Below are 24,217 nucleotides of genomic sequence, written 5' to 3' on the forward strand. Positions count from 1 at the left end.
GAACTATCAGTGAGTCAACCTCTACGTTCAGACGTGTGGGGCTCGGAAAGTCATTGTTGCTACTCAGGTCGCGTAGCGGTACTCGTTGATGACACCGCCGAGGACGCGGGTGCGTAGGAGTCTGCGCGTATCGAAGTCGTGCACGGTGGCGGGCTGTTGGACCGAGTCGGGTGGCAGCTGACTGCGGGCCCGATGAGGCCGATGCGCGTTGTAGTGTTTCTTGTAGGTGGCCAGGACCTGTCGGGCGTGAGCCTCGCCCATGATGAGGACGTGATCGAAGGCCTCACGCCGGATGCTACCGATGATCCTCTCGCAGCGGGCATTCATCCGCGGCGCTCGCGGCGCGCTCTTGAGGATCTCCATATCTTCGGCTGCGAAGACCGTGTCGAAGGTCTCGCCGTACTTGTCATCGCGGTCGCGCAGCAGGAAGCGCAGTGACTCCAAGCGCGTGCCCGGGTTGGCGGCGAGATTTCGTGCCTGTTGAACGGGCCAGGCCTGGGTCGGGTTGGCGGTGACGCCGGTGATGTGCAACCGGCGGGTGCCGTGCTCGACAAATGCCAGCGCGTACAGCCTGCTGCCCAGCGCGGTGTCGACGTGCAGGAAGTCCCAGGGCACCGACCTGCCGCGATGGGATACCGACGAACTCGCGGCTGTTGCTCTCGCACTCAACAACGGTGCGGGTGCCGATAAATCATCCGGCCTGGTCAAGGGGCATGTCGGTACTCATGAGGCATACCACAACGCCACTCTGCACACGTCTACTGGTCCTTCGGCGACGTCCAGCGAATCGCGGGCGTCCTCGCGCTGATTGAGGACGGCGTGACTGACTGAGCTCCGTCCGGGTGGTGAGCGGCTGTATGAGGAGCCGGACCGGAGAGCTCATACGCCCGCCAGACGGGAGGTAACGCAGCCGCTCCCCTTCACCCCGGCCTACAACGCCAACAAGACCGCGGGCCACTCGTTCAGCCAGAGCCTGCGCGTCCAGCCAGTCGCTTCATAATAGACATGCTAATTTGCCTAATCGAATTAGGTAAGTGCATAATCGTCGATGTCAGGGATGAGAAGCGATTCGGAGGATGAAGATGGCACGGGTGGGACGGGTAGGACTGACCACGGAGCGCCTGGTCCGGGCGGGGGCAGAGCTGGCCGACGAGGTCGGCTTCGAGCAGGCGACCCCCGCGGAGCTGGCCCGGCGGTTCGGTGTCAAGACCGCGAGCCTGTACTCGCACGTGAAGAACGCCCACGATCTCAAGACCAAGATCGCTCTGCTCGCCCTGGAGGAACTCGCCGACCAGGTCTCCACCGCGGTGGCCGGACGGGCCGGCAAAGACGCCCTGACCGCTTTCGCGAACGTCTACCGCGACTACGCCCTCCAGCACCCGGGCCGCTTCACCGCGGCCCAGTTCCGGCTCGACCCGCAGACGGCGGCCGCCAGCGCCGGAGTCCGGCACGCCCAGATGACGCGGGCGATCCTGCGCGGATACAACCTGGCCGAACCGCACCAGACACACGCGGTGCGGCTGCTGGGCAGCGTCTTCAGCGGCTACGTCGGCCTGGAGACCGCGGGCGGCTTCAGCCACAGCACCCCCGACTCGCAGGAGAGCTGGACCGAGATCCTCAACGCGCTCGACGCCCTGCTGCGCACCTGGCCCACCACCTCCTGACCAACCCTTCCGGCCGCCTCCAACAACCGACCCTCCCGATCGAAGAGACCAACGAGATGAACACCGAGCACCAGTGGACCACCACCCCATCACCGCCGGCCTCCTGCGCGGCGCCCTCGACCTGGAGCACACCGAACGCGGCGTACTGCCCCACCGGTTGCCCGCGCGCGCCCGGCAGCAGATCCCCGACGGCCAGCTGGCCATGGCGGAGTCACAGCCCTCCGGAGTGCGGCTGGCCTTCCGTACCCGGGCCACCGCCGTCGAGCTGGACGTCGTGGCCACCAAGCGGGTCTACGTCGGAGCGCCGCCACGTCCCGACGGGGTTTACGAGCTGCTCGTCGACGGGCGGCTCGCGGGCCGGGCCAGCGCGCCCGAGGGCGACACGATCACCATCGACCTGGCCTCCGGGGCCGCACAAACCCGTCCCGGGCCGGTGGAGACCCTGCGCTTCACCGACCTGCCGGACAAGGAGAAGGACGTCGAGATCTGGCTGCCGCACGACGAGACCACTCTGCTGGCCGCCCTGCGCACCAACGCCCCCGTCCACACACCACTGCCCAGCGGCCGCAAGGTCTGGCTGCACCACGGCAGTTCGATCAGCCACGGCTCCTACGCCACCACCCCGACCGGGACCTGGCCCGCCCTGGCCGCAGCTCTGGGCAAGGTGGAGCTGGTCAACATGGGATTCGGCGGCAGCGCCCTGCTCGACCCGTTCACCGCCCGCACCATGCGCGACACCCCCGCCGACCTGATCAGCATCAAGATCGGCATCAACCTCGTCAACACCGACCTGATGCGGCTGCGCGCGTTCGGCCCGGCCGTCCACGGTTTCCTCGACACCATCCGCGACGGCCACCCCACCACCCCCCTGCTGGTCGTCTCGCCCATCTACTGCGCCATCCACGAGAACACGCCCGGACCCAGCGCCCCGGACCTCAGCGCGATGAGCGAGGGGCGACTGCGGTTCGTGGCCACCGGCGACCCCGCGCAGACAGCTGCCGGGAAGCTGACCCTCACCGTGATCCGCGACGAGCTGGCCCGCATCGTCCAGCAGCGAGCCGCCACCGACCCGAACCTGCACTACCTCCACGGCCTCGACCTCTACGGCGAGGCCGACCACGCCGAACTGCCCCTGCCCGACGATCTGCACCCGGACCCCGCCACCCACCAGCGCATGGGCGAACGCTTCGCCCACCTCGCCTTCGGCGAAGACGGCGCTTTTGCCGCGGAGAACCATTGACCGCCGACCATCGAGGGGGCTCATGGCCGTAGCCGTGGCCGAGTCTCACGTCCCGAAGTGGGTACCCCCATGCCTCAAACAGCCGCACAGGCTCCCGGTGTCCCGGACGCCGGCCGCTGGAAAGCGCTCGTCTTCATCGCGCTCGCGCAGCTGGTGGTCGTTCTCGACGCCACCATCGTGAACATCGCCCTGCCTTCCGTCCAGCAGGACCTCGGCATCTCCGACGGCAACCGGCAGTGGGTCGTCACGGCCTACGCCCTCGCCTTCGGCGGTCTGCTGCTGTTCGGCGGCCGGATCGCCGACCTGTGCGGGCGCAAGCGGGTCTTCGTCGTCGGGCTGGGTGGATTCGCCGTCGCCTCCGTGCTCGGCGGCGCGGCCACCAACGAGGCGATGATGTTCGGCGCCCGTGCCCTCCAGGGTGTCTTCGGCGCGCTGCTCGCGCCCGCCGCGCTGTCCCTGCTCGCCGTGATGTTCACGGACAGCAAGGAGCGCGCCAAGGCGTTCGGCATCTACGGCGCGATCGCCGGTGGCGGCGGCGCCGTCGGGCTCATCCTCGGCGGCTTCCTCACCGAGTACCTGAACTGGCGCTGGACGTTCTTCATCAACATCCCGTTCGCGCTCGTCGCCGCCGCCGGTGCGTACCTCGTCATCCGTGAGCCGCGGGTCGGCCGCGACCGCTCGCCGCTCGACATCCCCGGCGTGATCCTGTCCACTCTCGGTCTGGTCGCGCTCGTCTACGGCTTCACCCGCGCCGAGTCCGACGGCTGGAGCGACTCCGTGACGGTCGGCATGTTCGTCGGTGCCGCCGTCCTGCTCCTCGCCTTCGTGCTCGTCGAGTCCAAGGTCAAGGCCCCGCTGCTGCCGCTCCGCGTGGTCACCGAGCGCAACCGCGGCGGGATCTACCTCTCCCTGGGCCTGGCGGTCATCGCGATGTTCGGCCTGTTCCTCTTCCTGACCTACTACCTCCAGGTCGTGAAGGGCTACTCGCCGGTCAAGACTGGTTTCGCCTTCCTGCCGATGATCGCGGGCATGGTCACGGGCTCCACCCAGATCGGCACCCGTCTGATGACCCGGGTCGCGCCCCGGCTGCTGATGGGCCCCGGCTTCCTGCTCGCCGCCGTCGGCATGCTGCTGCTGACCCAGTTGGAGATCGATTCCTCCTACGCCGCCGTGCTGCTGCCCGCCGTGCTGCTGCTCGGCCTCGGCATGGGTACGGCGTTCATGCCGGCCATGTCCATGGCCACCCAGGGCGTCGAACCCCGGGACGCCGATGTCGCCTCCGCGATGGTCAACACCTCGCAGCAGGTGGGCGGCGCGATCGGTACGGCGCTGCTGAACACGATCGCTGCCTCGGCCACCACGTCCTACATCGCCGACCACATCGGCGGCGCGGCCACCCGGTCACAGCAGCAACTGGTCCAGCTGCAGGGTCAGGTGCAGGGTTACACCAGCGCGATCCGGTTCGCCGTCGGCATCCTGGTCGTCGCGGCCCTGATTGCCCTGGCCTTCGTCAACGCAGGGCGTCCGGGCGAGACCACCGTCGCCGCCTCCGGCGAGGGCGTCGAGGACGAGCTGCCGGTGCCGGTCGTCGCGCACTGACGCTCGCGGTACCCCTCCGGGCCGCTCGTTCCGTTCGTACGTAAGGGGAGGGGATGCCCCGTACGTACGGTATCCAGGGCCTGCCCCGGCCGCGCGCTCAGCGCAGCCAGGGCAGGCCCGCGCCCGCCTCGCGGGGCGGAGTCCCTCGGCGACGATCCGCATGATCTCGCTGAGGGACTTCTGCTGCTCGGGGGACAGCCGGTCGAACATGGTCTGCCGCACGGCGGCCACGTGACCGGGCGCGGTCTGCCGCAGCACCTCGTTCTCCTCGTCCGTCAACACCGCGAACTGGCCCCGCTTGTCGGAGTGGCAGTCCTCGCGGCGCACCCAGCCGTTCTTCTCCAGACGGGCGACGGCCGGCTCGGCAGGGACGACGCGGCCAGGACAGCGCTCGCCGAGGCCGACCGACTGAACGGCTGCCCGTCGCCGCCGGGGACGGCCCGGCGGAAAGGGGCGGACCCCGCCGCCTGCCCCTGCCCTGGCCGCCGGGAGGCAGCCGCGCTACCCGAGTGCGCCGGGCGCGGGCGCCATCAACTCCCTATGACGGGCACGCGTCGTCCGTCACGGTGACCTCCCAGCCGGCACCCGGCTCCCCGTTCCCGGCCGGGTGCCGGTCGGTGACCTGGACCTCGACCGGGGCCCGCGCCGCGGGCACTGGGACCGTCGCCGGGGCCGGGACGGCGGAGCTCCTCGTCCCGGTCTCCCCGCCCGCGCTCCGTTCCGCAGCACGGTGGGCCCGGGCAGCGGTGCAGGCCAGCTGCCGCAGGGCCGGTTCCGTCAGCCGGTCGGTACCGGCGGGGAAGCGGATGACGACCGTATCGGCGTGGCGGCCGGTCTCGACCGTGATCCGGGACGGGTGCTTCACCGGGGGCAGGGCCGTGGTCAGCCCGGCGGCTTCCACGGCGGTCGGTCCGGCGACGAGCTGCCGCACCGCATAGGAGACGGGGTCGGTGCCGGACGCCGCTGGGCGGGGCACCGCGTGCAGACTTCCGGCACCGGTCGCGGTACGCGGCGTCGCGCCTCCTGTGACGCTCGGGTCGGCGGCGGCCATCCCGCCGTCACCGTCCGGGGACGAGGTGCCCGGGGAATGGGCCTTCGGTGACTGGGAAGTCCCCGTGTCCCCGGTAAGGAAGTAGACCTCCGTCGCCGGAGACATCCCGGTCGCCGGCTTACCCACGTCGATCACTTCCGACGGCGGGACCCCGCACCCCGCCAGGCTGAGGGCGAGGGCCGCCAGCCCCAGTGCTGGCGCCGTCCACCGCAACGGTGCCCAGCCGCCGCGCGGCGCCGGCCGTGCCATGCGTACGGCGGTGGGGCGGTCATCCGCACCATGTCTCACGCGGGGCTCCCTTCGCCACGCTGCCCGGCGTCCGCGTCCCGCGCCTCACGGGGCCCCGCCGGAAGGACGACGGTGAGGACCGCGCCGCCGCCCGGCCGGTTGGCTGCGTGCACCCGTCCGCCGTGCAGGTGGACGTTCTCCGCTGTGATGGCGAGCCCTAGACCGCTGCTCTCGCTGCGGGTCCGCGCCGAACTGGCCTTGTAGAAACGGTCGAAGACGTGGGGCAGCGCCGTCCGGGGGATGCCGAGGCCGTTGTCTTCCACCTCGATCACCACCCACCGGCCGGGTCCGTACTGCTCATCCGCCCGGTCCGTGCCGTCCGTCCGGCCGGAAAAGGCGGGCCGGTCCCGCTGGTCCGCGCGCCTGACCCGCTTGGTATGCCTCAGCAGCGCGGTGTGCTCCAGCCGCCCGGCAGGCTCCGCGCTCTCCATCGCTTCCGCCCCTTCCTCCACCAGGCGCAGGGCCAGTGTCACCGGGCGGCGGCCGTGCCGCAGCGCGTTGCCGACCAGATTGGCCACCACCACGTCGAGGCGGCGGGGATCGACCCGGGCCCGCACCCCGTCCGGCAGGTCCGTGTCCACTTCTCCGAGCCAGCCGCGCGCCGAGAGGGTCCGCCGCAGGGACTCCGCGAGGTCGATGTCGTCCGGGTGGAGTTCCGCCGCTCCCGCGTCGAAGTGGGAGATCTCCATCAGATCGTCGACCAGCCGGGTCAGCCGTACGGTCTCCTCGGTGATGATCCGTACGGCATCCCCGGTGTCGCCCTCAAGAAGCAGTGCCTCGTCGGCGAGGGCATCGGTGACGGCAGTCATCGCGGCCAGCGGGGTCCGCAGTTCGTGCGAGACATCGGCGGCGAAACGGCGGGCCCGGTCCTCCATACGGCGCAGTTCCGTGACGGATATCTCGAGCGCGGCGGCGGTGTCGTTGAACGCCTGTGAGAGATCGGCGAGTTCGTCGGACCCCTGGACGGTGAGCCGGGTGTCGAGGTGCCCGGTGGCCATCCGGCGGGTCGCTCCGCGCAGCGCCCGTACCGGACGTAGTACACCCCGCGCGAGCAGCAGTGCCAGCAGGACGGCGAGCACCAGGGCGGGCACGGTGGCGCGTTCGACTGCGGTGATCAGCGCGTTGACATAGGTCTGTTCGGTCCGCTGCGATACCACGAGGTAGAGGGCCAGGCCGGACAGTGTGCGGGAGGTGTAGGCGTCCTCGGTGTAAGTGACCGGGAGTCCGACGACGAGCACGGACTGGCCGTCCGCCCGTACCCGCTGGAAGACAGCGACCGCGCGGGATGTGACCGACTTCCGCAGCGACGGGGTCAGTTCACTGGAACCGGACGAGGGGGCCGAAGCCGCCGTCAGCCCGCCGTAGGTGGCCAGGACCCGCCAGCCGTCCGTCCGGTGGTCCTGTGCGAGCCGCGTCACAAGGGTGTCGAGATCGGCCTGGGCCGGGGCGAGCGGCAGCTCGGGGATCAGGGTGTCGACGCTCTGCCGGAACTGGTTGACCACGGTGTCCTGGCTCTGCTGGAGAACACCGGTGCGCGCCTCCCGGAAGGTCAGGGCACCGGTGCCGAGCGCGCTCGCGGCGGCGACCAGTACGAAGGAGAGGACCAGCCGGACCCGGAGGCCGCTCAGGGGACGCCGGGCAGCTGCCAGTGGTCTCACTGGTCGTCGCTCCCTTCTCACGCCGACCGGAAGCGGTAGCCGAAGCCGCGCACCGTCTCGATGCACTGGGGCTCCGAGCGGGACTCGCCCAGCTTGGAGCGCAGCCGTTTGACGCAGGCGTCGACCAGCCTGATATCACCGTGGTAGCTGTGCTCCCAGACCGCTTCGAGTAGTTGCTGCCGGCTGAACACCTGGCCGGGTGCGGCGGACAGGGTCAGCAGCAGACGCAGTTCGGAGGGGGCGAGTAGGACCGGAACACCGTGGCGGGTCACGACCAGACCGGCCCGGTCGATGGCCAGCGGACCGTGCGACTCGACGCGCGGCCTGCCCCCCGCCGGCACCGGGGCGTCGGCGCGGCGCAGCACCGCGCGTATCCGGGCGTCCAGCACCCGGGCCCGTACCGGCTTGACCACATAGTCGTCCGCGCCCGCCTCAAGGCCCACCACCACGTCCACATCATCGCCCTTGGCAGTCACGATGATGATCGGCAACTGCTCGCTCTCCCTCACCCGGCGGCACACATCGAGCCCCGCCATCCCCGGCAACATCAGGTCCAGCACCAGCACGTCGGGCCGGAATGAGGTCATCCGACGCAGTCCTTCCTCTCCGGTCACCGCCGTGCGGACCTCGTGACCCTGGCGCCTCAGCCCCAGGTCGACGGCCCTGCGGACGGAGTCGTCATCTTCTATGAGCAGCACGCGGGACATGGTCCCAGTATGCGTCCGCGAACTTCGGTGCCGGGGCGGGCGGCGGGGCTGTGGGGGGCAGCCGTTACGCAATGGTCTTACACGCCGATCCGTACGGCGCGTCATGGCGCCGGCCGTGCGGCAACCCAACCTTCCTTATCTTTCCGTGACTTTTTGCACCATGTCCCATCACGTGGGCTTCCCAGCGTGGGATCACCTCGCTCCTCCCGAGGGACCGACATCCGCCCTGGCTCCCCGGGCACCGACAAGGGAACCGTCAACGCACCATGCGCCATGCCAAGAAGCCATCCGCCCGACGCCCCTCGGGGACCGGTCCGTCCGCAAGGGCGGGCGGATCCGCCACCCACCGCGCTCGCCGATCACCCGCTCACAGGGCGCCTGCTCGGCCTGGTGGCGTTGGGGGGCGTGACGGCGCTGACCTTCTGGTGGTGTAGGGGAACGGTGGCACTGCTCGGTCGGCCACGGCGGCCGGCGCCGGGACCCGGGAGCACGGTGCCTCGCAGCGACCGGACGACTCGCCTTCGGTGTAAAGGGGACTTCGTCGAAGAGCGCCCGTCCTCCGACGGCGTCCGCGTCTCTCTCCCTCTCCCTCCTCTTCGCCCACCATCCCGCATAGCGGGACGGGAACGAGGCCGGGCACCGCATCGGCCACGGCCATGAGACCTGCCCGGGGCCCGGCCTCCCCGCTCCGGCGATGATGCAGCAGATCGACGGGCTGCACGGCTGCCAGGCCGACGCCTGGCCGTACGACAGCCACGGGAAGTACCTCGGGGCCCCGGCGGGGACTGCCCGTATCCCGGCGAAGACACCGTGCTGGGAACCGTTGGAAACGGCCGGCCGCTCTCCTTGCCTTGCTCGCCCCGACCCTGGACCGCCTGGACGACCTGGTTATCTGGGGTGGCCGGATATCTATAGGCACGTGAGGCAGGGGGGACGTCCAGCGCGTGCTGAACAGTTATCTGGGGGTCTGAGGCACGTTGGTCATGTGGGGGTTAACGAACCGCGAGGTCGGCGGCGCGGTGGCAGTTCGTGCCGGAGGCGGCTACAGATCCAGACACCAGGGAACCGTGGGCGTCCGCTCCGTGCGGAGGTCGGCGTCACCGACGCGACGGGGTCGGGCGCTCCGGTCAGCGGCGGACCTTCAGACTCCACTTCTCGGAGGTGCGGACCCCGATCAGGCCCGGCGGGACGAGGTAGGTCCCTGGCTTCCGGCACAGCTGCCGCTCGGGGCGCAGGTACGCGTCCATGGTGGCCAGCACTATCGTGTCGGACTCGGCCCCGCGGGCGAGTCGGACGTGCACCTTCGCGGCGGAACCGGTCATCTCGAGCAGTTCCCAGCCGTGGCCGGACAGCTTCCCTCCCAGCTCGCGGACGTCGTCCAGGGGCAGCACGTCCAGCTTCCACGAGGCCGCGTGGTCCAGCTTCACGACCACGTGGCACCAGCCCTCGGGCCCCACGGCGAGCGGACCAGTCATTGGCAGCCTGGTGCCGATCTGTCCGACCCTGTGGCTGGTGCCGTCGGGCTGGATGGTGTGCACATAGCTGCTGATGTCCTCGGAGCCGTCGCACGTAGCCCGGATCAGGGCGGGCGGGCCCGCGTAGCGCAGCACGGCCTGTCCCCGCCCCTCGGCGAGCTTGCCCAGGGTCTCCACCGTGTCGATCGGGCAGACCCGGAGCTGCCAGTCGCCGGAGCCCTCGACCCTCATCCGCACCTCGGGCTCGCCCTTGGCGAACGCCAGCAGCTGTCCCCGCGCGTCTCTGGTGGAGGAGAAGATGCTCAGCTCGTCCACTTCGCCCTGCTCGTCGAGCCGCCAGATGTAGAACCAGCTGTGCGGCCTGGGTGCGCGGGTCCGCTCGAACTCCACGACCGCCGGCCGGCCGGGCTCCGGGTTCACCACGGTCAGCTCCAGCTTGCCGTGGCCCTCATGGACCTCGGTGGCCGGGCCCGGTGCCTTCGCCAGGGACATCACCCGGGCCCCGCTCACGGGCACGCCCGGGGTCGCGGCCGGGGTTTTGTTCATGGTCAGGCCCGGGATCACGCCCGGGGGCGGGACGGCCTCCTTGTGGACCTCGGCCATCGCGGAGCCCGGCAGCAGCGCGGTCGGCAGGGCCTCCGCGGGTATGCCGAAGTCGGCGGCGAGAGCGGCCGGTCCGGCGCTGTAGCCCTGGCCCACGGCGCGGAAGCGCCAGGCCCCGTTGCGGCGGTAGCACTCTCCGAGCACCAGCGCGGTATCCCCGCCGGCGTCCGTGACCTCGTACCTCGCCACCGGCGGGCCCTCGCCGCCGGCCACCTCCACGGACAGCCCGGTGACCGCGTCGAACGTCCCGCCCGTGGCGAGGACGGCGATCAGCACCCGCTGTACGGCGGCCTCCACCGCCTCCTCGTCCACCTCCAGCCGCTGGACGAGGTGCCCACCCTCCGCCGCCCCGCCAAGGTGCCATACGGCGCCCGAGGGGTGCGGGGTCCGATCGCCGTGGACCACGTCGGCTTCACCACGGACCCGGGCCGCCGCGTCCAGCAGCACCGCCGTGGCGGCCACCAGGGGGGTGTCCGGCCGGGCCTCGTGGGCCACCGTGATGCGGAACGGGCCTCCGGGCAGCGGGGTGTTGGCCCCCTTGATGATGATCGTCATACCGGCATCCTGTCACCGGTCGCCATCCGCGGTGGATGGATTCCGGCGGATTCCGAGGGCGGGTGACCCTCGGCATGCCGAAGGGGCCGGTGTCCGGGAGGACCTTCTCGATCTGGACGCTGCCGGCGGCGGTGCCGCGGGCGTTCAGCAGCTGCACCTGGCCGAAGAACTGCCGACCCTTCGGGGTCCACCACCCCAGCCCGCTCGGCCGGTGCTGCGGGCCGACCGGTTCCGCCTCATCCGCACGCACGATCCCGAGTTCGCCGAACAGATGGAACAGACGCTCGGCGACGAGCCGTAGCGCCGAAAGGCAAGTCCGGGAAGCGTTTCGGTCGAAACTCTTCCCGGACTTGCCTCCCGTCCCAGAATCCTTAACTCGCAACTTCAGGGCCGCTGCCCGACGACATCACCGTGCACCTGGACGCCGGCTACGACTCGGACAAGACCCGCGCCCTGCTCGACGAACGCGGCCTGCGCGGCCGCATCGCGCACAAGGGCGAGAGGGCGCCCATCCAGGCAAGCCAGAGGTGGCACGTCGAACGGACCCACGCCTGGCAGAACGCCTTCCACCGCCTCGCCCGCTGCTACGAACGCCGAGCCACCGTCATCAATGCCTTCTTCGACCTCGCCGACACCATCATCACCGTGCGCAGACTGATCCGCCGAGCGTGGACCACTCACCGCTGGGAGGACCGCCCGCGCCGCTGCCCGTGACGGACCACCATGCACGCCCGCGCGCGAGAAGCGCTCGGCGGGAGCGGGCTCAAACGGAGCCTTCACCGGCCATCGCACCTACTCATTGAGGGAACTTCGCAGTGGTCCATGAGCCGTACCAGTCCAGCCAGGCGGCAAGACCTGGCTGGTAACTTGACCCTATGACGGTGGCATTGATCGACTCAGGGTTTGGCCTCCTTTCCACTACAGGCTGGCTTCGGCACCTCGCCCCGGAACTCGATCTGCTTCTGTTTCTGGACCCCGACGGTGCCCCCTGGGGGTCGAGAACGGCCTCCTTCGTCACGGACCGTCTGTTCAGTGCCGCTCAATTGGCCGTCCAACGGGGCGCGGAGGCCATCGTGGTCCCCTGCAACACCGCCACCGTCACCGCGATCGACGCTCTGCGCGAGAGGTTCGAACCGCGCGTACCCGTGATCGGAACGGTGCCCGCCGTGAAATCGGCCGCAGCAACCGGCCAAGGCATCGCCGTGTGGGCAACCGTCCGGACCACGTTGAGTGACTACCAGGATCGCCTGATCGCGGACTACGCGAACGGTCGGCCTGTCGCGCGTGTCGCATGCCCTGGTCTGGCCGAGGCGATCGACCACGGCGACATGGCCGCAGCAACGGAAGCGATCTCCGACGCGGCCGAGCGAACCCCCCAAAATTGCGACTCTGTGGTGCTGGGATGCACGCACTACCCCCTGGTGGCGCCAGAGATTCTGCAGAGCCTGCCCGTAGGAACCACCCTGTACGACAGCGCGGAGGCAGTCGCTCGCCAAACACTGCGGCGATTGGACCGAACCAGGGAATCGAACAGCACCATGGGCTCCATCAACGTGGTACTCAGCGGTCGCCGCGGAAACCTCCCAACAGGCGCCCACGTCTACCCACTGGGCCGCGCACTCGCCGCAGCAGGGCGGGTACCCCGCGAAATTCTCATCTCCGCCGCAACTCGCTCCCCGATGGCTGCACCCGCGATCTGAGCAAGCCCCAGATCCCCTGCACCTTCTCGGCCAGGTGCGTACAGCACTCCGTTCGAGACAGACCCGGGTGATCACAGAGCGTGTCAGCTCTGTAATCACCCAGTCTGTGCCTGTTTCGCGCCGGGGCTCCTCACCGCGCCTATCTGTGAGGTCCTCTTACGACGTGGTCGGCGATTGAGTGTCCTGGCCAGGGCCGTGACGTGATGGCGGCCGCGCGAGTTCTTCGAGTGTGACCAAGAAGTGGGCCCGCGCGGCCTTGTCCCATCCTGCTTTCTCCGGCCTGTCCGGTGCACATCTCGGCGGTTTGACCGAGGAGTTGTACGAATCCTGGACCGCGCGCCAGGAGTCCGCGCTGTACGAGCGGCGCGGTGGTGTCCGACGCCGTCAGGCCGGTGCCGGGCCGAAGCCGGAACTGGACTTCTGCGACCGCGTCATGCTCACCGTGGTTCACCTGCGCACCGGCCTGACGCACGCCGCGCTCGCCGAGATGTACGCCGTGGGCCGCTCCACGGTCTCCGACGCGATCGGGCAGATCCGGCCCCTGCTGGCCACCCGCGGCTTCTCCGTCCCCGAACGCCCCGGTCTGCGGTTGCGCACCCTGGCCGACGTCTTCGCCTACGCCGAGGCCGAGAACATCGACCTGCGCCTGGACGGCACCGAGGTCCAGGTCAGACGCCCCCGCCCGGGCAAGCCGGGCCGCAAGCAGTTCGTGTCGGGCAAGAAGAAGCAGAACACCTGCAAGACCACCACGATCTGCGACGGTTCCGGGCGGATGCTGTGGTCCGGGGCCGACAGGCCCGGCCGGATGCACGACCAGACCGCGATGCGCACCGAAGGCATCGCCGAGCAGCTCAGACTCCACCCCGAGGTCCACGTCGAAGCAGACAGCGGCTACCAGGGCCTGGCCAAGGAATTCCCCGGCCAGGTCACCGTCCCGCCGCCCAAGCCGGACAAGGACGCCCCGCAGGGCGAGCAACTCGCGCACCGCGAATACCGGCGCCGCCAGTCCTCCCGCCGGATCTGCGTCGAGCACGTCATCGGCGAGACGAAGAAGTGGAGGCCCCTCCAGCGTTACACCGGCCGCCGCGAGACCTACCCCGAGACCCACGCCGCGATCGCCTCCCTGGTTTCTGACCGGACCGCCCTGCGGCCTACCCGGCACCGGACGAGCACCGAACTCGTCCTCGTCCGCGACACCGTCTGCTGATCACCCACCAGCCGAGCCGCCAGGCCAGCACGCCCCGACCTCAATCGCCGACCACGTCGTTAGGGCTCGCAGAGAATCAACATGCTGGTTTGATCTCTGATGGGGGTCGGCTGCCGTACTTGCCGAGGTGGGCGGCCACGTCTGCCGGGGTGCGGAACCTGGCGGTTGAAGGCGGGATCGCGTGGTCGCGCTCGGCCAGGAGGGGCCGTACTTCCTGGACTGCCCGCGTGAGGGTGCTCCCGGTGACGCCGAAGAGCTGGGCGAGCAGGTCGTGGGTACCAATCTTGCGAAGGCTGAGCACGGTGGCCAGGATGCGGTCTTCGTCGGAGAGCTTGTCCTTGGCGCCCGCACCGCGTGCTCGTTGGCGCTCACCGCCCCGGCGTTCGCGGCGAGTCTGCTCTCGTCGTCGTGCCAGTGCTGGGATCAACGCGCTGACCAGAACGTCCAGTTGTGGATCGGTCATGCCGGTCAGCTCCGGGTCACGGAGCGAGCCGGCGGCAACGTCATTCGGGAGCTCGGGCGACCGCGCTTCGGTCTCCATGCCCGCGCCCTGGCGTGGGGGCGGGCAGGCATCGCCATGGAGCGTGTAGTTCCAGTCGCCGTGGAAGCGGTGCCGGCTCATCGCCAGCGCGTCGACCTGGGCATCGCTGACCTTCACGCCGGTGTCGTAGCTGTCGGTGTCGAGGCGGGCCTCGACCGTCAGTCCGGTGCGGGTGGTGGTCGCCGCGATCGTCTCCACGATGACGTCATGGCTGCTCAGGGGCCTGCCGCGCCAGTTCATGGAGATGTGGGAGAACAGCCGGTGCTCGATCCGATTCCACTTCGATGTGCCCGGCGGTAGGTGACAGACTGTGATGTCCATGCCGGTCTCGGCGGCCAGGGCAGCGAGTTCACTCTTCCAGGCGCGGGTGCGGTAGCCGTTGGAACCGCCCGCGTCGGCGGTAATCAGCAGCCGTGTGGCGTGCGGGTAATCGTGTCGGCCGCGGGCCTGCCACCAGCGGCGGATGGATTCCACCGCGAACGCGGCGGTGTCGTGGTCGGTGCCGACGCTGACCCAGCCGGTGTTCGCCGCGATGTCGTAGATCCCGTACGGGATCGCCTTGCCGGGCCCCTCCCGGTCCAGGAAGTCATGCGTCTTGACCTTGACCGGCTCGCCCCCCGGTTGCCACTCCCGCCCGGCGTTCTTGTACTGGCCGACCAGTTCCTTCTTCTTGCTGTCCACGCTGATCACCGGATCTCCGGAGCTGATGTGGTCCTTGGCCCGGTCGTTGATGTAGCGGAACTGGGCGTCCCGGTCCGGGTGCTGCTTGCCCTCGACGGTCTTGGAGTTGGCCTGCAGACTGAAGCCCGCCTCCCGCAGCAGGTCACCGACCGTGTCGGCACTGACCTTGTGTCCCTGAAGCGTCAGCTCGCCGGCCAGGTTCCGGGTCGACTTGGTCGTCCACCGCAGCGGCGACATCGGGTCCCCGCGCATGTCCGGCTCGACCAGGGCGAGAAGTGCGGGACGCAGTCCCGCGTCCAGGTCGGCGGCCTTCTTCCGTCCGCCGCCGGGCCGGCGGACCCGCCCCAGGGGCCCTTCGCCAGCCTCCAGCTCATAGACGCCCTTGCGGACCGTCGCCTCGCTGACCCCGGCTGCCCGGGCGACGGCCCGGATCCCGCCGTGTCCCAGGAGCCGGGCCTCGGCTCCCATCAGCAGACGCTGTTGCCGCTCGTCCAGATGCGGGAACAACACCCCGAACTTCGCACTCAGTTGATCTCGAATCTCCTGCGTTATGCCCATACCACATCAACGAGCCGCATCGCCGGAAGCAACACGTTGATTCTCTGCGAGCCCTTAGCTTGACTCTGTCGGGGATCTTGGTGTTCTCCGGTGCGACAGCTTGCTCAACGGGCATGCTCGGGTCTGTTCCGAAGGCCGATGCAGTTGTCGAGGTGTGCGTTGTCGCTCCGTCCCCGTTCCGGTGAGCAGGTCCCGTCTCTGACTACGCAGGTTGCTCGGGCGAGTAACCCGGGCGGTACGACGGCGATGTGGGTGAGAGATCGGCTGGATGGACTGTGGTGCGACGAGGACTTCGTCGACTGGTACCCACGCGACGGGCGTCCGGGCCTCTCGCCCGCTCAACTGGCCACCGTCTGTGTGCTGCAGTTCCTGCTCGGTCTGTCGGACCGGCAGGCCTCCGAGGCGGTGCGCTGCCGCATCGACTTCAAGTACGCCATGGCCATGGAGCTGGACGACCCCGGCTTCCACCACAGCGTGCTGGCCGACTTCCGTGACCGTCTCGCCGAGGGCGAGCGTGCTGACCGCCTCCTCGACCTCGCGCTGGCCCGCCTCAAAGCCGCCGGTCTGGTGCGCGAGCGCACCACGCAGCGCACCGACTCCACCCATGTCCTGGCCGCGGTGCGTGACCTGACACGGCTGGAACTGATCACCGAGGCGGTGCGGGCCGCGCTGGAGGAAGTCGCCGGCACCGCCGGCCACCTGCTGGACGGCCTGGTCGACGAGGAATGGGGGCGCCGCTACGGCCGACCGGTCCGCCTGGGCAAGAGCCCCACCCGGCCCAAGACCAGGATCCTCGCCACCGGCGACGACGCCTTACGGCTCCTGGAACACCTCTACCGGCACGGGGGAAGCCGAGCGTCCGGCCCCCGCGTCCAGGCCCTACGCCAGATCATGGTGCAGAACTACTACCGCGACGCCGCAGGCCGCCTGCTCTGGCGCACCGAGGAGGACGGCGGGCCCGGGCTGCCGCCCTCGTCCCGGGCGATCGTCTCTCCCTACGACACCTCGGCCCGCTACGCACGTCACGGACACATCGTCAGCTGGAGAGGGTTCTCCGCTCATCTGACCGAGACCTGTGCTCCTGACGGCCCCAACGTGATCACGGATGTGGCCACCACCGCGGCCACCACGCACGACAGCCAGGTCCTGCCCGGCATCCACACTCGCCTGGGGCGTCGCGGCCTGCTGCCCGCTGAGCACCTGGTCGACAGCGGCTACACCTCCCTGGTCCATCTGGAACAGGCCGCCCGCGAACACCAGGTCACCGTCACCGGACCGCTGCCGGGTAACCCCACCCGCCAGCACCGTCGAGGCGAGGGCTTCGGCCGGGACGACTTCCACATCGACTTCGACCGCCGGCAGGTGACCTGCCCCCAGGGCCAGGTCAGCCGAGGCTGGCATGGTCCCTACCCGACGTCCTCGCCCACCGCGGCCCCGCTGATCGTGGCGCGGTTCACCAAGGGTCAGTGCCGGCCCTGCCCGGTCCGCGCCCAGTGCACCACCTCCCGCGAAGGCGCCCGCAACGTGGGTTTCCCACCGCGAGAACTCCGCGACCTGCAACTCCGCGTCCGGACCGAGCAGCAGACGCCCGAGTGGAAGGCGCGGTACGCGGTCCGTTCCGGGGTGGAGGGAACTGTCAACGAGTTCGCCCACGGCCACGGCATGCGCCGCTGCCGCTATCGAGGCCAGGACAAGGCTCACGTCCAGCACGTCCTGACCGCCATCGCCGTCAACATCGAGCGCCTCAGCGGACTGCCGTCGACCGGGGAAGCGCCCCCACCCCGCCAGCCGACCGCCTTCCAGAACTACCTCGATCAGCAAGAGATCCACCGGCCGAAGTCCTGGCGATCCACCAGCAGTTGACCGCAGCGAAGCCAAGATCCCCTTAGAGTCAAGCTTAAGGCACCGATCTTTCTCGCGTAGGAAGCCGAGTTCCGGCCGCTGGGTGGCGGCCGGAACTCTTCCGCTCGGGCATCGGCGCCAGAACCGAGCGGAGCCGGCGGGACTGGCAGATGGGTCGCGTCCGCTCCCGTCCTAGTCTCTGCTGCTTCTGAGATACGAGATTTCAGTCCTCTGCGGGCAGCGCTCGAGCGGCGCCCGGGGGAACAGAGACGGAGATCATGTCGCCGGGCGCGGGAAGGCTGAGCGCGGCCGGGTCGGACACCGCGACCCGGAGCCGGACGTCTCCTGTGATCTCAACGACGACCGTGGCGATGTTGCCTTCGTTGACGACCTCGACCACCTGCCCCGTGATCGATGTTGCCGCGCTCTCTCCACCCAGGCGGAGTGCCTCCGGCCTGAGCAGGACGAGGACGGAGTCGCCCGCCACGACTGTCCCGGGATGTCGCGCATGTACGATGCCCGATGCGGGCAACTGGACGTCACATCGGTCGGCTCCCGCTTCTGTGCAGACGCCGGGAATCAGGTTGGACTGGCCGACGAATCCGGCAACGAACGCGTTCGCCGGTTCCCGGTAGATCGTCTCCGGTGTGTCGAGCTGGTCGATGCGGCCGGCTCGCATCACCGCGATCCGGTCGCTCATTACCAGTGCCTCGGTCTGATCGTGCGTCACGAAGATTGAGGTGGTGCCGAGTTCGCGCTGCAGGTGCTTGATCTCCAGGCGGAGCTGCTCGCGCAGCTTCAGGTCCAAGTTGGACAGCGGCTCGTCGAACAACAGCACCTTCGGCTGCACCACGATGGCCCGGGCAAGCGCGACGCGCTGCTGCTGCCCGCCGGAGAGCTGACTGGGCAGGCGATCCTCGTGACCGGCAAGCCCGACGCGTTCGAGCGCCTCGGCCACGCGCTTGCGGATCTCCGCCTTGGGGCACTTGCGCATCTGCAGTCCGTAGCCGACGTTTCGGCCGACAGTCAGGTGAGGGAACAGGGCGTACTGCTGAAAAACCATGGCGGTGTCGCGCCGGTCCGGTGACAGCTGGTGTACGTCCTGCCCGTCGAGCATGATCTGTCCGCTGTCCGGGGTCAGGAAGCCCGCGATCATGTTCAGTGTCGTGGTCTTGCCGCAGCCGGATGGCCCGAGCAGGGTGAGGAACTCGCCGGGGTGTACATCGAGGTCGAGGTTGTCGACGGCTACCGAGGAACCGAACTGCTTGCATATGCCGCCCAATGTGACAGCGTAACCACCGGCTCCTCCCTGGGTGGCCGGTCGCTGGACGGCGCTGAGTGCGGTCACTTGGTACCTCCGTGGATGAACTCGGTCAGGTGGGTGAACCGGGATGCGATGCCTGCGATGGTGCAGATGCCGAGGACGCTGGTGACCGCGACGCAGGCCAGGGTGGGCGAGTACTCGTAGTCCATGTACTGCAAGAGCTGGATGGGCAGGGTGTTCGCGTCGCGTGTGGTGAGGAACAGGGAGAGCTCGACGTTGTTGAACGACATGATGAAGGCGAAGAGTGCTCCCGCGAACATGCCTGATCGCATGAGCGGCAGGGTGACCGAGGTGAACGCGCGCAGGGGCGTTGCACCGAGATCGCGGGCGGCTCGTTCCCACAGGGGGTTGACCCCGAGCAGGCTGACGCCCACGGTGCGCAGGACGAACGGGATGCCGATCACCGTGTGCGTCACCACCAGCAGGGGGGAGCCGATCAGTCCGCGCGCGCTCAGCATCGAGATCAGCTGGACGACGCCGAGGCTGATCACGATCTCCGGCAAAAGCAGCGGGGTGGCGAGGAAGCCCTCCAACGCGGCGCGGCCACGGCCCCGACCGCGGGACAGAGCGTACGTAGCGGCTGTGCCCATGGCGAGGGCACACAGCGCGGAGGCCAGTGCGACTTGGGCGGACAGGGCCATGGGCAGCAGCCACTCGCGGGTGAGCGCGGAGTCCCACCACCGCAGGGAGAGTCCGCTCGGTGGGAAGGCCGGGTAGGTGTCGGGCTGGATGGAGGTCCACACCACGACGACCATCGGCACGGCGATGAAGAGCATGACCAGCGCGAGCAGTACGGAGCGCAGCAGGATCCATGGACGAAAGCGCATGGTCATGATCAGATCCCCTTTCGTGACTGGTTGCCGGCCCACAGCAGTGCGGACACTGTGATGGCGCTCACCACGAGGATGACCACTGCGACTGCCGCGGCCTGACCCCATTCGAGGCTGACCACCATGCGGTCGCGGACCAGGGTGGCGAGGGTCTGGACCCGCCCGCCGCCGAGTACGGCGGCCGTGGCGAACGCGCCCAGGCTGATCGCGAAGGTAAGCATGAAACCGGAGATCAAGCCGGGCCGGATCAGTGGCAGCGTGATCCGGAAGAAGGTGCGGACCGGCCCCGCACCGAGGTCGCGGGATGCACGTTCCAGTGCGGGATCGACGCCCTGCACGCTGGACATCGCGGTGAACACCGCGAACGGCAGGAGCACGTGCACGAGCCCGACGATCACAGCGAACCAGGTCCCGATGAACGCGACGGGTGCGTCAGTCACTCCTGTCCAGAGGAGAATCTTGTTGAGCAGCCCGTCGTCCTGGAGCAGCGCCAGCCAGCCGTAGGTACGGACGACGACGCTGGACACCAGGGGCGATACCACGATGAGCAGGACGAGCGTGCGCAGACGTGAGCGGGTCCGGACGAGGAAGTGGGCGACCAGGAGCCCCATAGCCGTGCATGCCAGGCCCACCACGACGGAGGTCCAGACGGTGTCCCAGAGCACCGACCGGAAGTAGCTGCCGCCGAACAGATCGGTGTAGTTCTCGGAGGTGAGATGAGTAGTGACCTTGGCGCCGTCGTAGGTCAGCACGCTGCTGGCGAGGAGAATCATGGTCGGGACGGCGAACACCACCAGCACCCAGACCGTCGCGGGCAACGTGAGCAACGGCAGCCTGGAACGCTTCCGTGTCGGCGCCGACGCCGGCACGCGCGCGGGCGAGCCCGTCAGGGAGGTGGTCATCGCACGGCCTCCTGCCACTCCTGCTGCCACTCGGTGCGGTGCTTGTTGACCGTCGCCGCGTCAGCGATCTTGACCTTGGCAAGCTTCTCCGGCGTCGTGATGTGCTTGGCCGCGAAGTCCGGGGGGAAGGTCAGGCCGCTGATTGCGGGCCCGACGTTGTAGGCACGCGCCCAGCGCTCCTGAACCTCTTTGGAAAGCCAGTAGTCGATGAGCTTGTAGGCGTTGTCCTTGTGTTCGGCACCGTCCGGGATACCGAGACCGCCCAGGTGCGCGTACGTGCCTTCACGGGGAACGGTGAAGTCGTAGTTGTTGGTCTTGGCGTAGATCGCGGCGCGGCCGTCGAAGTACGGGAAGGCCGTGGCCGTCTGCTTCGCCATGAACGGCACGGCCTCGGCCGAGGTCGTGGGGGTGGCGAGGGCATGCTTGGCCATCTCCTCGGTCCGCTTGAAGGCGGGGCCCATGTTGGTGATTCCCCCGCCGCCTATGTCTGCGAGGTTGAGCAGGGCGTAGACCCCGAGAATGTTGTTCGGGTTGAAGACCAGCGCGCCCTTGCCGTACTTGGGATCCCACATCACGTCCCAACTGGTGGGCGGCTTCGGGAAGTCGTCGCGGTTGTACATCAGGGAGACCTGCTGGACGTCCTGGATGGCACCGACGCTGTAGGTGTGTTCCTGCAGCTTCTGGGGCACATGTGCCATGTTCGGCACCTGCTTGTCGGTCACCGGGGCAAGCAGGTGATCCCGGTGGCCCTGGTCGAGCTCGAAGTAGGTCATCACGGCGAGGTCGAAGCCTGGTTCGCCGTTGGCGGCCCGGATGGCGGCGTAGGTCTCCGCTCCGGATCCCCCAGCTCTGTACTTGACCTGGATGCCGGTCTTCTTCGTGAAGGGCTTCGCGATGTGTTCTTTGAAGAGGGTTTCGTACTCGGCGCCGAAGCCCTGGACGACAACTACGTCCTCTCCACCGGCGCCGGTGTCCAGGCCGGTAGACGTGCAGGACGCCAGTGACGCTGAAAGCCCGAGCACGAGCGCCACGCTGATGAACTTCTTCATGTCGGCCGCACCTCCAATGTGGAACTAGTTTGGATATATCGATTCCGTATGTGCTTGATTGGGCGCTGAACATCAGGAATGGGATGTTCATCCCGTTCACTGAGGAAATTGGAGAAGCTTTGTCTCCGTTATCCGAGAGGTTGCGTAACGGAGATGTGAGGCAGTGATGGCAACCGTCGTCGGCAGAGTCGGCAGACTGGCCAGAGTCGACGGATTGCGAGGAAAGCTCCCCAACTCCGGCGAGGAAAGGCGGAGCCGGGGAGCTGATCGTGGAGGCGCGCTAGCAGCCGTGTGGGTAGCGGTGGTGCTGCGCGCTCAGGGCGTCAACGTGTGGGCCGCGAAACGGTGGCGAGCCCGGTTGATCATTCAGGGAGGTTCTTCAGGAGCCGGCCGCGGGCAGCGTTCATGCGTTCCCCGAGTTGCTGGCAGGCGGCTTCTGTCTGTCCTGCCCGAAGCAGGTCAACGAACTTGTGGTGATTGGCCATGACGATCTCGTGATCGACAACGCCCGCCGTGATGGCGGCCAGTCGAGCCTCCACCATCAGCTGCGTGTGGGCAGTGACCAAGCGTTGCGAGCCGGTCAGGCCGACAACTGCGGTGTGGCAGCGAGCTTCGAGACGGAGCTGGGTGAACCGGTCGGCCGATGCGATCGCTGCGTCGAGCCCCTCGAGGCTTTGGTCCAGTTCCTCGCGGGCCGACGGGGCGGCGGTGGCAAACGACCGGGCGCCGGCCGTCTCGAGATGGAACCGTGCGACGTAGATGTCGACCATCTGGTCACGGGTGATGCGGGTGACTGCGAGTGCCACTCCGCGGCCATGCTTCTGGACGAGGCCATCGTTCTGCAGCCGCAGCAGCACCTCACGGACCGTCGGCCTGGCGATGCCCAGCCACTCACTGACCTGTACTTCTGGCAGTGGCGTGCCGGGGGGCAGCGAACCGTTGATGATTTCGGTGCGCAGCTGTTCGACGGCCTGGTCCACCAGGCTCGTCCGCTGCAGTTTCGTTGCCGGTCGCATCAGGACCCCATCCTAGAGCCTCGCTGTGGCGCCCCGGACTGGGCTCGACGATCTGGAGCGCTTCGGCCGGGCGCCGCCCGGCCGACGACTTCGGCATACCGCCCGTTCATGGTCGGCCGACAGATTTGTGCTGTACCGAATCGTGCGATGTCGGCTCTGGCGCTGCTGTGTGTGCTCATAGCTATTCATTCTGTGTCGACAGGTAGGTGCGGGCCGAGCGGCCGGCGACTGCGTCGTATCCGTCCTTCTCCGCCCGCGTGATGGCGGCATCGAAGGGACTTGCGCCGAGTGCGGCGAGCCGCTCCTTGTTCCAGCGCAGGCCGTCGATGCACTTGTCGGTGAGCACGGACACCACGGAGGCCAACTCGGTGAGTGCCGGGGAGAGACCAGCGACCACTGCGGGCCCGTGCCCGAAGGTGTCGGGGTCGCCGGAAGCGACGGCCATGCCCACACCCGCGGCGGCCGCTCGGATTGCGAAGGTCGCCTGGATGACCATGGTGGGTACGGCCGGGTTGACCTTGCCAGGCATGATCGACGATCCGGGCTGGAGCTTGGGAAGCGACAGCTCCGAGAGTCCACCGTTCGGGCCCGAGCTGAGGATGCGCAGGTCGTGGCATTGCTTGAACAGGATGCTGGCGCACCGGGCTGCGGTGTCGGCCAGCGCGGCGTAGCCGTCGGCGTGCACGAACGCATCGATGGGGTTTGTGCTCGGCCGCAGCGGCAGACCCGTGATGTCGACCAGGTGCTCTACTGCTGAAGCCTTGAATCCCTCCGGCGCCCCGACTCCGGTCCCGAGCACGGTGCCACCGAGCGGAACAGCCATCAGCGTCTGTGCGGCAGCCTCGAACTGGTCGGCGAACCGTCCTGCCGCCGCAGCGTGGGCCTGGTGCGTCGCCGACACCGGGACGACGACGGCGTCCTGCCAGGAGGTGCGGCCCATCCGCTCCAGGCCGACGTTCTGCTCTGCCTGCCGGATGAAGCTGCGCGCAAGCTCTCGCAGGGCCGCCGCGACCTCGTACGCCTGGCGCACCAGAAGCACCTTCGTCGCGGTCGGGTAGGTGTCGTTCGACGACTGGGACCGGTTCACGTGATCATTGGGATGGACCGCGAGATCCGCGTCGCCCGAGAGAAGCTGGTTCGCCCGCGCCGCCAGCACTTCGTTGACGTTCATGTTGGTCGCGGTACCGCCGCCGGTGGCCACGAGTCGCACCGGGAACTGATCTATCAGACCGCCCTGCGCGACTTCGCTCGCCGCCTCTGCGATGGCCTTGGCGCGCACCTCGTCCAAGACGCCGACGTCGCGGTTCGCGCGCACCGCAGCCAGCTTGACCTCCCCAAACGTACGGACGAACGCTGGGAGGTCCCGCAACCGCCGGCCGGAGGCCGGCGAGTTCTGCAGTACCAGCGCAGTCATCGGACCCCACAGCACGGGGACGGCGGTGTCATTCGACTCAGTCATGCCTTACCTCGATCAATCGGCGGGCTACGGAGAGCGTCAAGGGAGCAAAAGCCCAGCGTTCAAGTAGGAACGGATGAACTTTGGCCACCTGTGAGCGACCTTATGACCGAGGAACCAGGCTGTCTAGTTACCAGGTTGTCTAGTTACCTAGCTGCGACCTTGGCAGGGTCAGAGTTTGATCACCCCGTCCGAGGACAGGGACCCGAACCGCAACTACGGCTCCTTCTGGGGCGGCTTCGGTCCAGGTAGGCGAGGAAGCGATCCGGAT

The 24,217-nt window shown here is 68.7% G+C and carries 18 protein-coding genes and 4 pseudogenes; 9 read left to right on the forward strand and 13 right to left on the reverse strand.

What is annotated here, in order from left to right:
* Positions 1–63 precede the first annotated feature (63 nt).
* Complete coding sequence (locus tag OG395_RS48155; RefSeq protein WP_327248559.1) at positions 64–615, reverse strand: integrase core domain-containing protein; 552 nt, start codon at positions 613–615, stop codon at positions 64–66.
* A gap of 476 nt (positions 616–1,091) precedes the next feature.
* Between OG395_RS48155 and OG395_RS48160 the strand changes: the two genes are divergently transcribed.
* The 3 genes and pseudogenes from OG395_RS48160 (at position 1,092) to OG395_RS48170 (ending at position 4,503) form a co-directional block, all read left to right on the forward strand.
* A complete protein-coding gene (locus OG395_RS48160; protein ID WP_327248560.1) occupies positions 1,092–1,664 on the forward strand; it encodes a TetR/AcrR family transcriptional regulator in 573 nt (190 codons plus the stop codon).
* Positions 1,665–1,720: 56 nt separating this feature from the next.
* Positions 1,721–2,904 (forward strand): annotated as a pseudogene (locus OG395_RS48165) (GDSL-type esterase/lipase family protein).
* A gap of 69 nt (positions 2,905–2,973) precedes the next feature.
* Positions 2,974–4,503: an MFS transporter gene (locus OG395_RS48170; protein ID WP_327248561.1), complete on the forward strand. Its 1,530-nt coding sequence runs from the start codon at positions 2,974–2,976 to the stop codon at positions 4,501–4,503.
* Between the two features lie 97 nt (positions 4,504–4,600).
* Here the strand turns inward: OG395_RS48170 and OG395_RS48175 are convergent.
* The 4 genes and pseudogenes from OG395_RS48175 to OG395_RS48190 all read right to left on the reverse strand — a co-directional run.
* Positions 4,601–4,860, reverse strand: a pseudogene (locus OG395_RS48175) (MarR family winged helix-turn-helix transcriptional regulator); the annotation flags it as partial.
* A 181-nt stretch (positions 4,861–5,041) separates the two neighbouring features.
* A complete protein-coding gene (locus OG395_RS48180; RefSeq protein WP_327248562.1) occupies positions 5,042–5,842 on the reverse strand; it encodes a hypothetical protein in 801 nt (266 codons plus the stop codon).
* Entirely contained in the window at positions 5,839–7,500 is a 1,662-nt protein-coding gene (locus tag OG395_RS48185) for a sensor histidine kinase (RefSeq protein ID WP_327248563.1), read from the reverse strand. The genes OG395_RS48180 and OG395_RS48185 overlap by 4 nt, the downstream gene beginning before the upstream one ends.
* 17 nt (positions 7,501–7,517) lie before the next feature.
* Positions 7,518–8,207, reverse strand: coding sequence for a response regulator transcription factor (locus OG395_RS48190; protein WP_327248564.1), 690 nt, complete (start codon positions 8,205–8,207; stop codon positions 7,518–7,520).
* Positions 8,208–8,832: 625 nt separating this feature from the next.
* Between OG395_RS48190 and OG395_RS58710 the strand changes: the two are divergent.
* Positions 8,833–8,988: pseudogene (locus OG395_RS58710) on the forward strand (DUF3152 domain-containing protein); the annotation flags it as partial.
* 346 nt (positions 8,989–9,334) lie between these two features.
* On the opposite strand, the gene OG395_RS48195 reads toward OG395_RS58710, so the two are convergent.
* The gene (locus OG395_RS48195) at positions 9,335–10,840 is read right to left on the reverse strand and encodes a TerD family protein (RefSeq protein ID WP_327248565.1); all 1,506 of its coding nucleotides are present in this window, start codon (positions 10,838–10,840) and stop codon (positions 9,335–9,337) included.
* 31 nt (positions 10,841–10,871) lie between these two features.
* Here OG395_RS48195 and OG395_RS48200 point away from each other — a divergent pair, with 31 nt between their 5' ends.
* The 4 genes and pseudogenes from OG395_RS48200 (at position 10,872) to OG395_RS48215 (ending at position 13,747) form a co-directional block, all read left to right on the forward strand.
* Positions 10,872–11,141: a hypothetical protein gene (locus OG395_RS48200; RefSeq protein WP_327248566.1), complete on the forward strand. Its 270-nt coding sequence runs from the start codon at positions 10,872–10,874 to the stop codon at positions 11,139–11,141.
* Between the two features lie 86 nt (positions 11,142–11,227).
* Positions 11,228–11,554, forward strand: a pseudogene (locus OG395_RS48205) (transposase); the annotation flags it as partial.
* Between the two features lie 161 nt (positions 11,555–11,715).
* Positions 11,716–12,540, forward strand: a complete 825-nt coding sequence (locus OG395_RS48210; protein WP_327248567.1) for a glutamate racemase — start codon at positions 11,716–11,718, stop codon at positions 12,538–12,540.
* Positions 12,541–12,844: 304 nt separating this feature from the next.
* Positions 12,845–13,747 carry a transposase family protein gene (locus OG395_RS48215; protein WP_327242292.1) on the forward strand — a complete coding sequence of 301 codons (903 nt, stop codon included), beginning with the start codon at positions 12,845–12,847 and terminating at the stop codon, positions 13,745–13,747.
* Between the two features lie 76 nt (positions 13,748–13,823).
* Here OG395_RS48215 and OG395_RS48220 read toward each other — a convergent pair whose 3' ends face one another.
* Positions 13,824–15,527, reverse strand: a complete 1,704-nt coding sequence (locus tag OG395_RS48220) for an ISAzo13 family transposase (protein ID WP_327242291.1) — start codon at positions 15,525–15,527, stop codon at positions 13,824–13,826.
* Between the two features lie 246 nt (positions 15,528–15,773).
* Between OG395_RS48220 and OG395_RS48225 the strand changes: the two genes are divergently transcribed.
* Complete coding sequence (locus OG395_RS48225) at positions 15,774–17,390, forward strand: IS1182 family transposase (RefSeq protein WP_327248568.1); 1,617 nt, start codon at positions 15,774–15,776, stop codon at positions 17,388–17,390.
* Between the two features lie 202 nt (positions 17,391–17,592).
* Here the strand turns inward: OG395_RS48225 and OG395_RS48230 are convergent, their stop codons facing one another.
* The 6 genes from OG395_RS48230 to OG395_RS48255 all read right to left on the reverse strand — a co-directional run bounded on the left by OG395_RS48230 (position 17,593) and on the right by OG395_RS48255 (position 23,949).
* Entirely contained in the window at positions 17,593–18,717 is a 1,125-nt protein-coding gene (locus OG395_RS48230) for an ABC transporter ATP-binding protein (RefSeq protein WP_327248569.1), read from the reverse strand.
* Positions 18,714–19,526 (reverse strand): ABC transporter permease, encoded by an 813-nt coding sequence (locus OG395_RS48235; protein ID WP_327248570.1) that lies wholly within the window; start codon positions 19,524–19,526, stop codon positions 18,714–18,716. Before OG395_RS48235 ends, OG395_RS48230 begins: the two co-directional genes overlap by 4 nt.
* A gap of 2 nt (positions 19,527–19,528) precedes the next feature.
* A complete protein-coding gene (locus OG395_RS48240) occupies positions 19,529–20,425 on the reverse strand; it encodes an ABC transporter permease (RefSeq protein ID WP_327248571.1) in 897 nt (298 codons plus the stop codon).
* Complete coding sequence (locus OG395_RS48245) at positions 20,422–21,474, reverse strand: ABC transporter substrate-binding protein (RefSeq protein ID WP_327248572.1); 1,053 nt, start codon at positions 21,472–21,474, stop codon at positions 20,422–20,424. Before OG395_RS48245 ends, OG395_RS48240 begins: the two co-directional genes overlap by 4 nt.
* Positions 21,475–21,836: 362 nt before the next feature.
* The gene (locus tag OG395_RS48250) at positions 21,837–22,454 is read right to left on the reverse strand and encodes a GntR family transcriptional regulator (RefSeq protein ID WP_327248573.1); all 618 of its coding nucleotides are present in this window, start codon (positions 22,452–22,454) and stop codon (positions 21,837–21,839) included.
* A gap of 217 nt (positions 22,455–22,671) precedes the next feature.
* Complete coding sequence (locus tag OG395_RS48255) at positions 22,672–23,949, reverse strand: lyase family protein (RefSeq protein WP_327248574.1); 1,278 nt, start codon at positions 23,947–23,949, stop codon at positions 22,672–22,674.
* Between the last annotated feature and the right edge of the window lie 268 nt (positions 23,950–24,217).

Source organism: Streptomyces sp. NBC_01320 (assembly GCF_035974375.1).
Taxonomy (GTDB): domain Bacteria; phylum Actinomycetota; class Actinomycetes; order Streptomycetales; family Streptomycetaceae; genus Streptomyces; species Streptomyces yanii.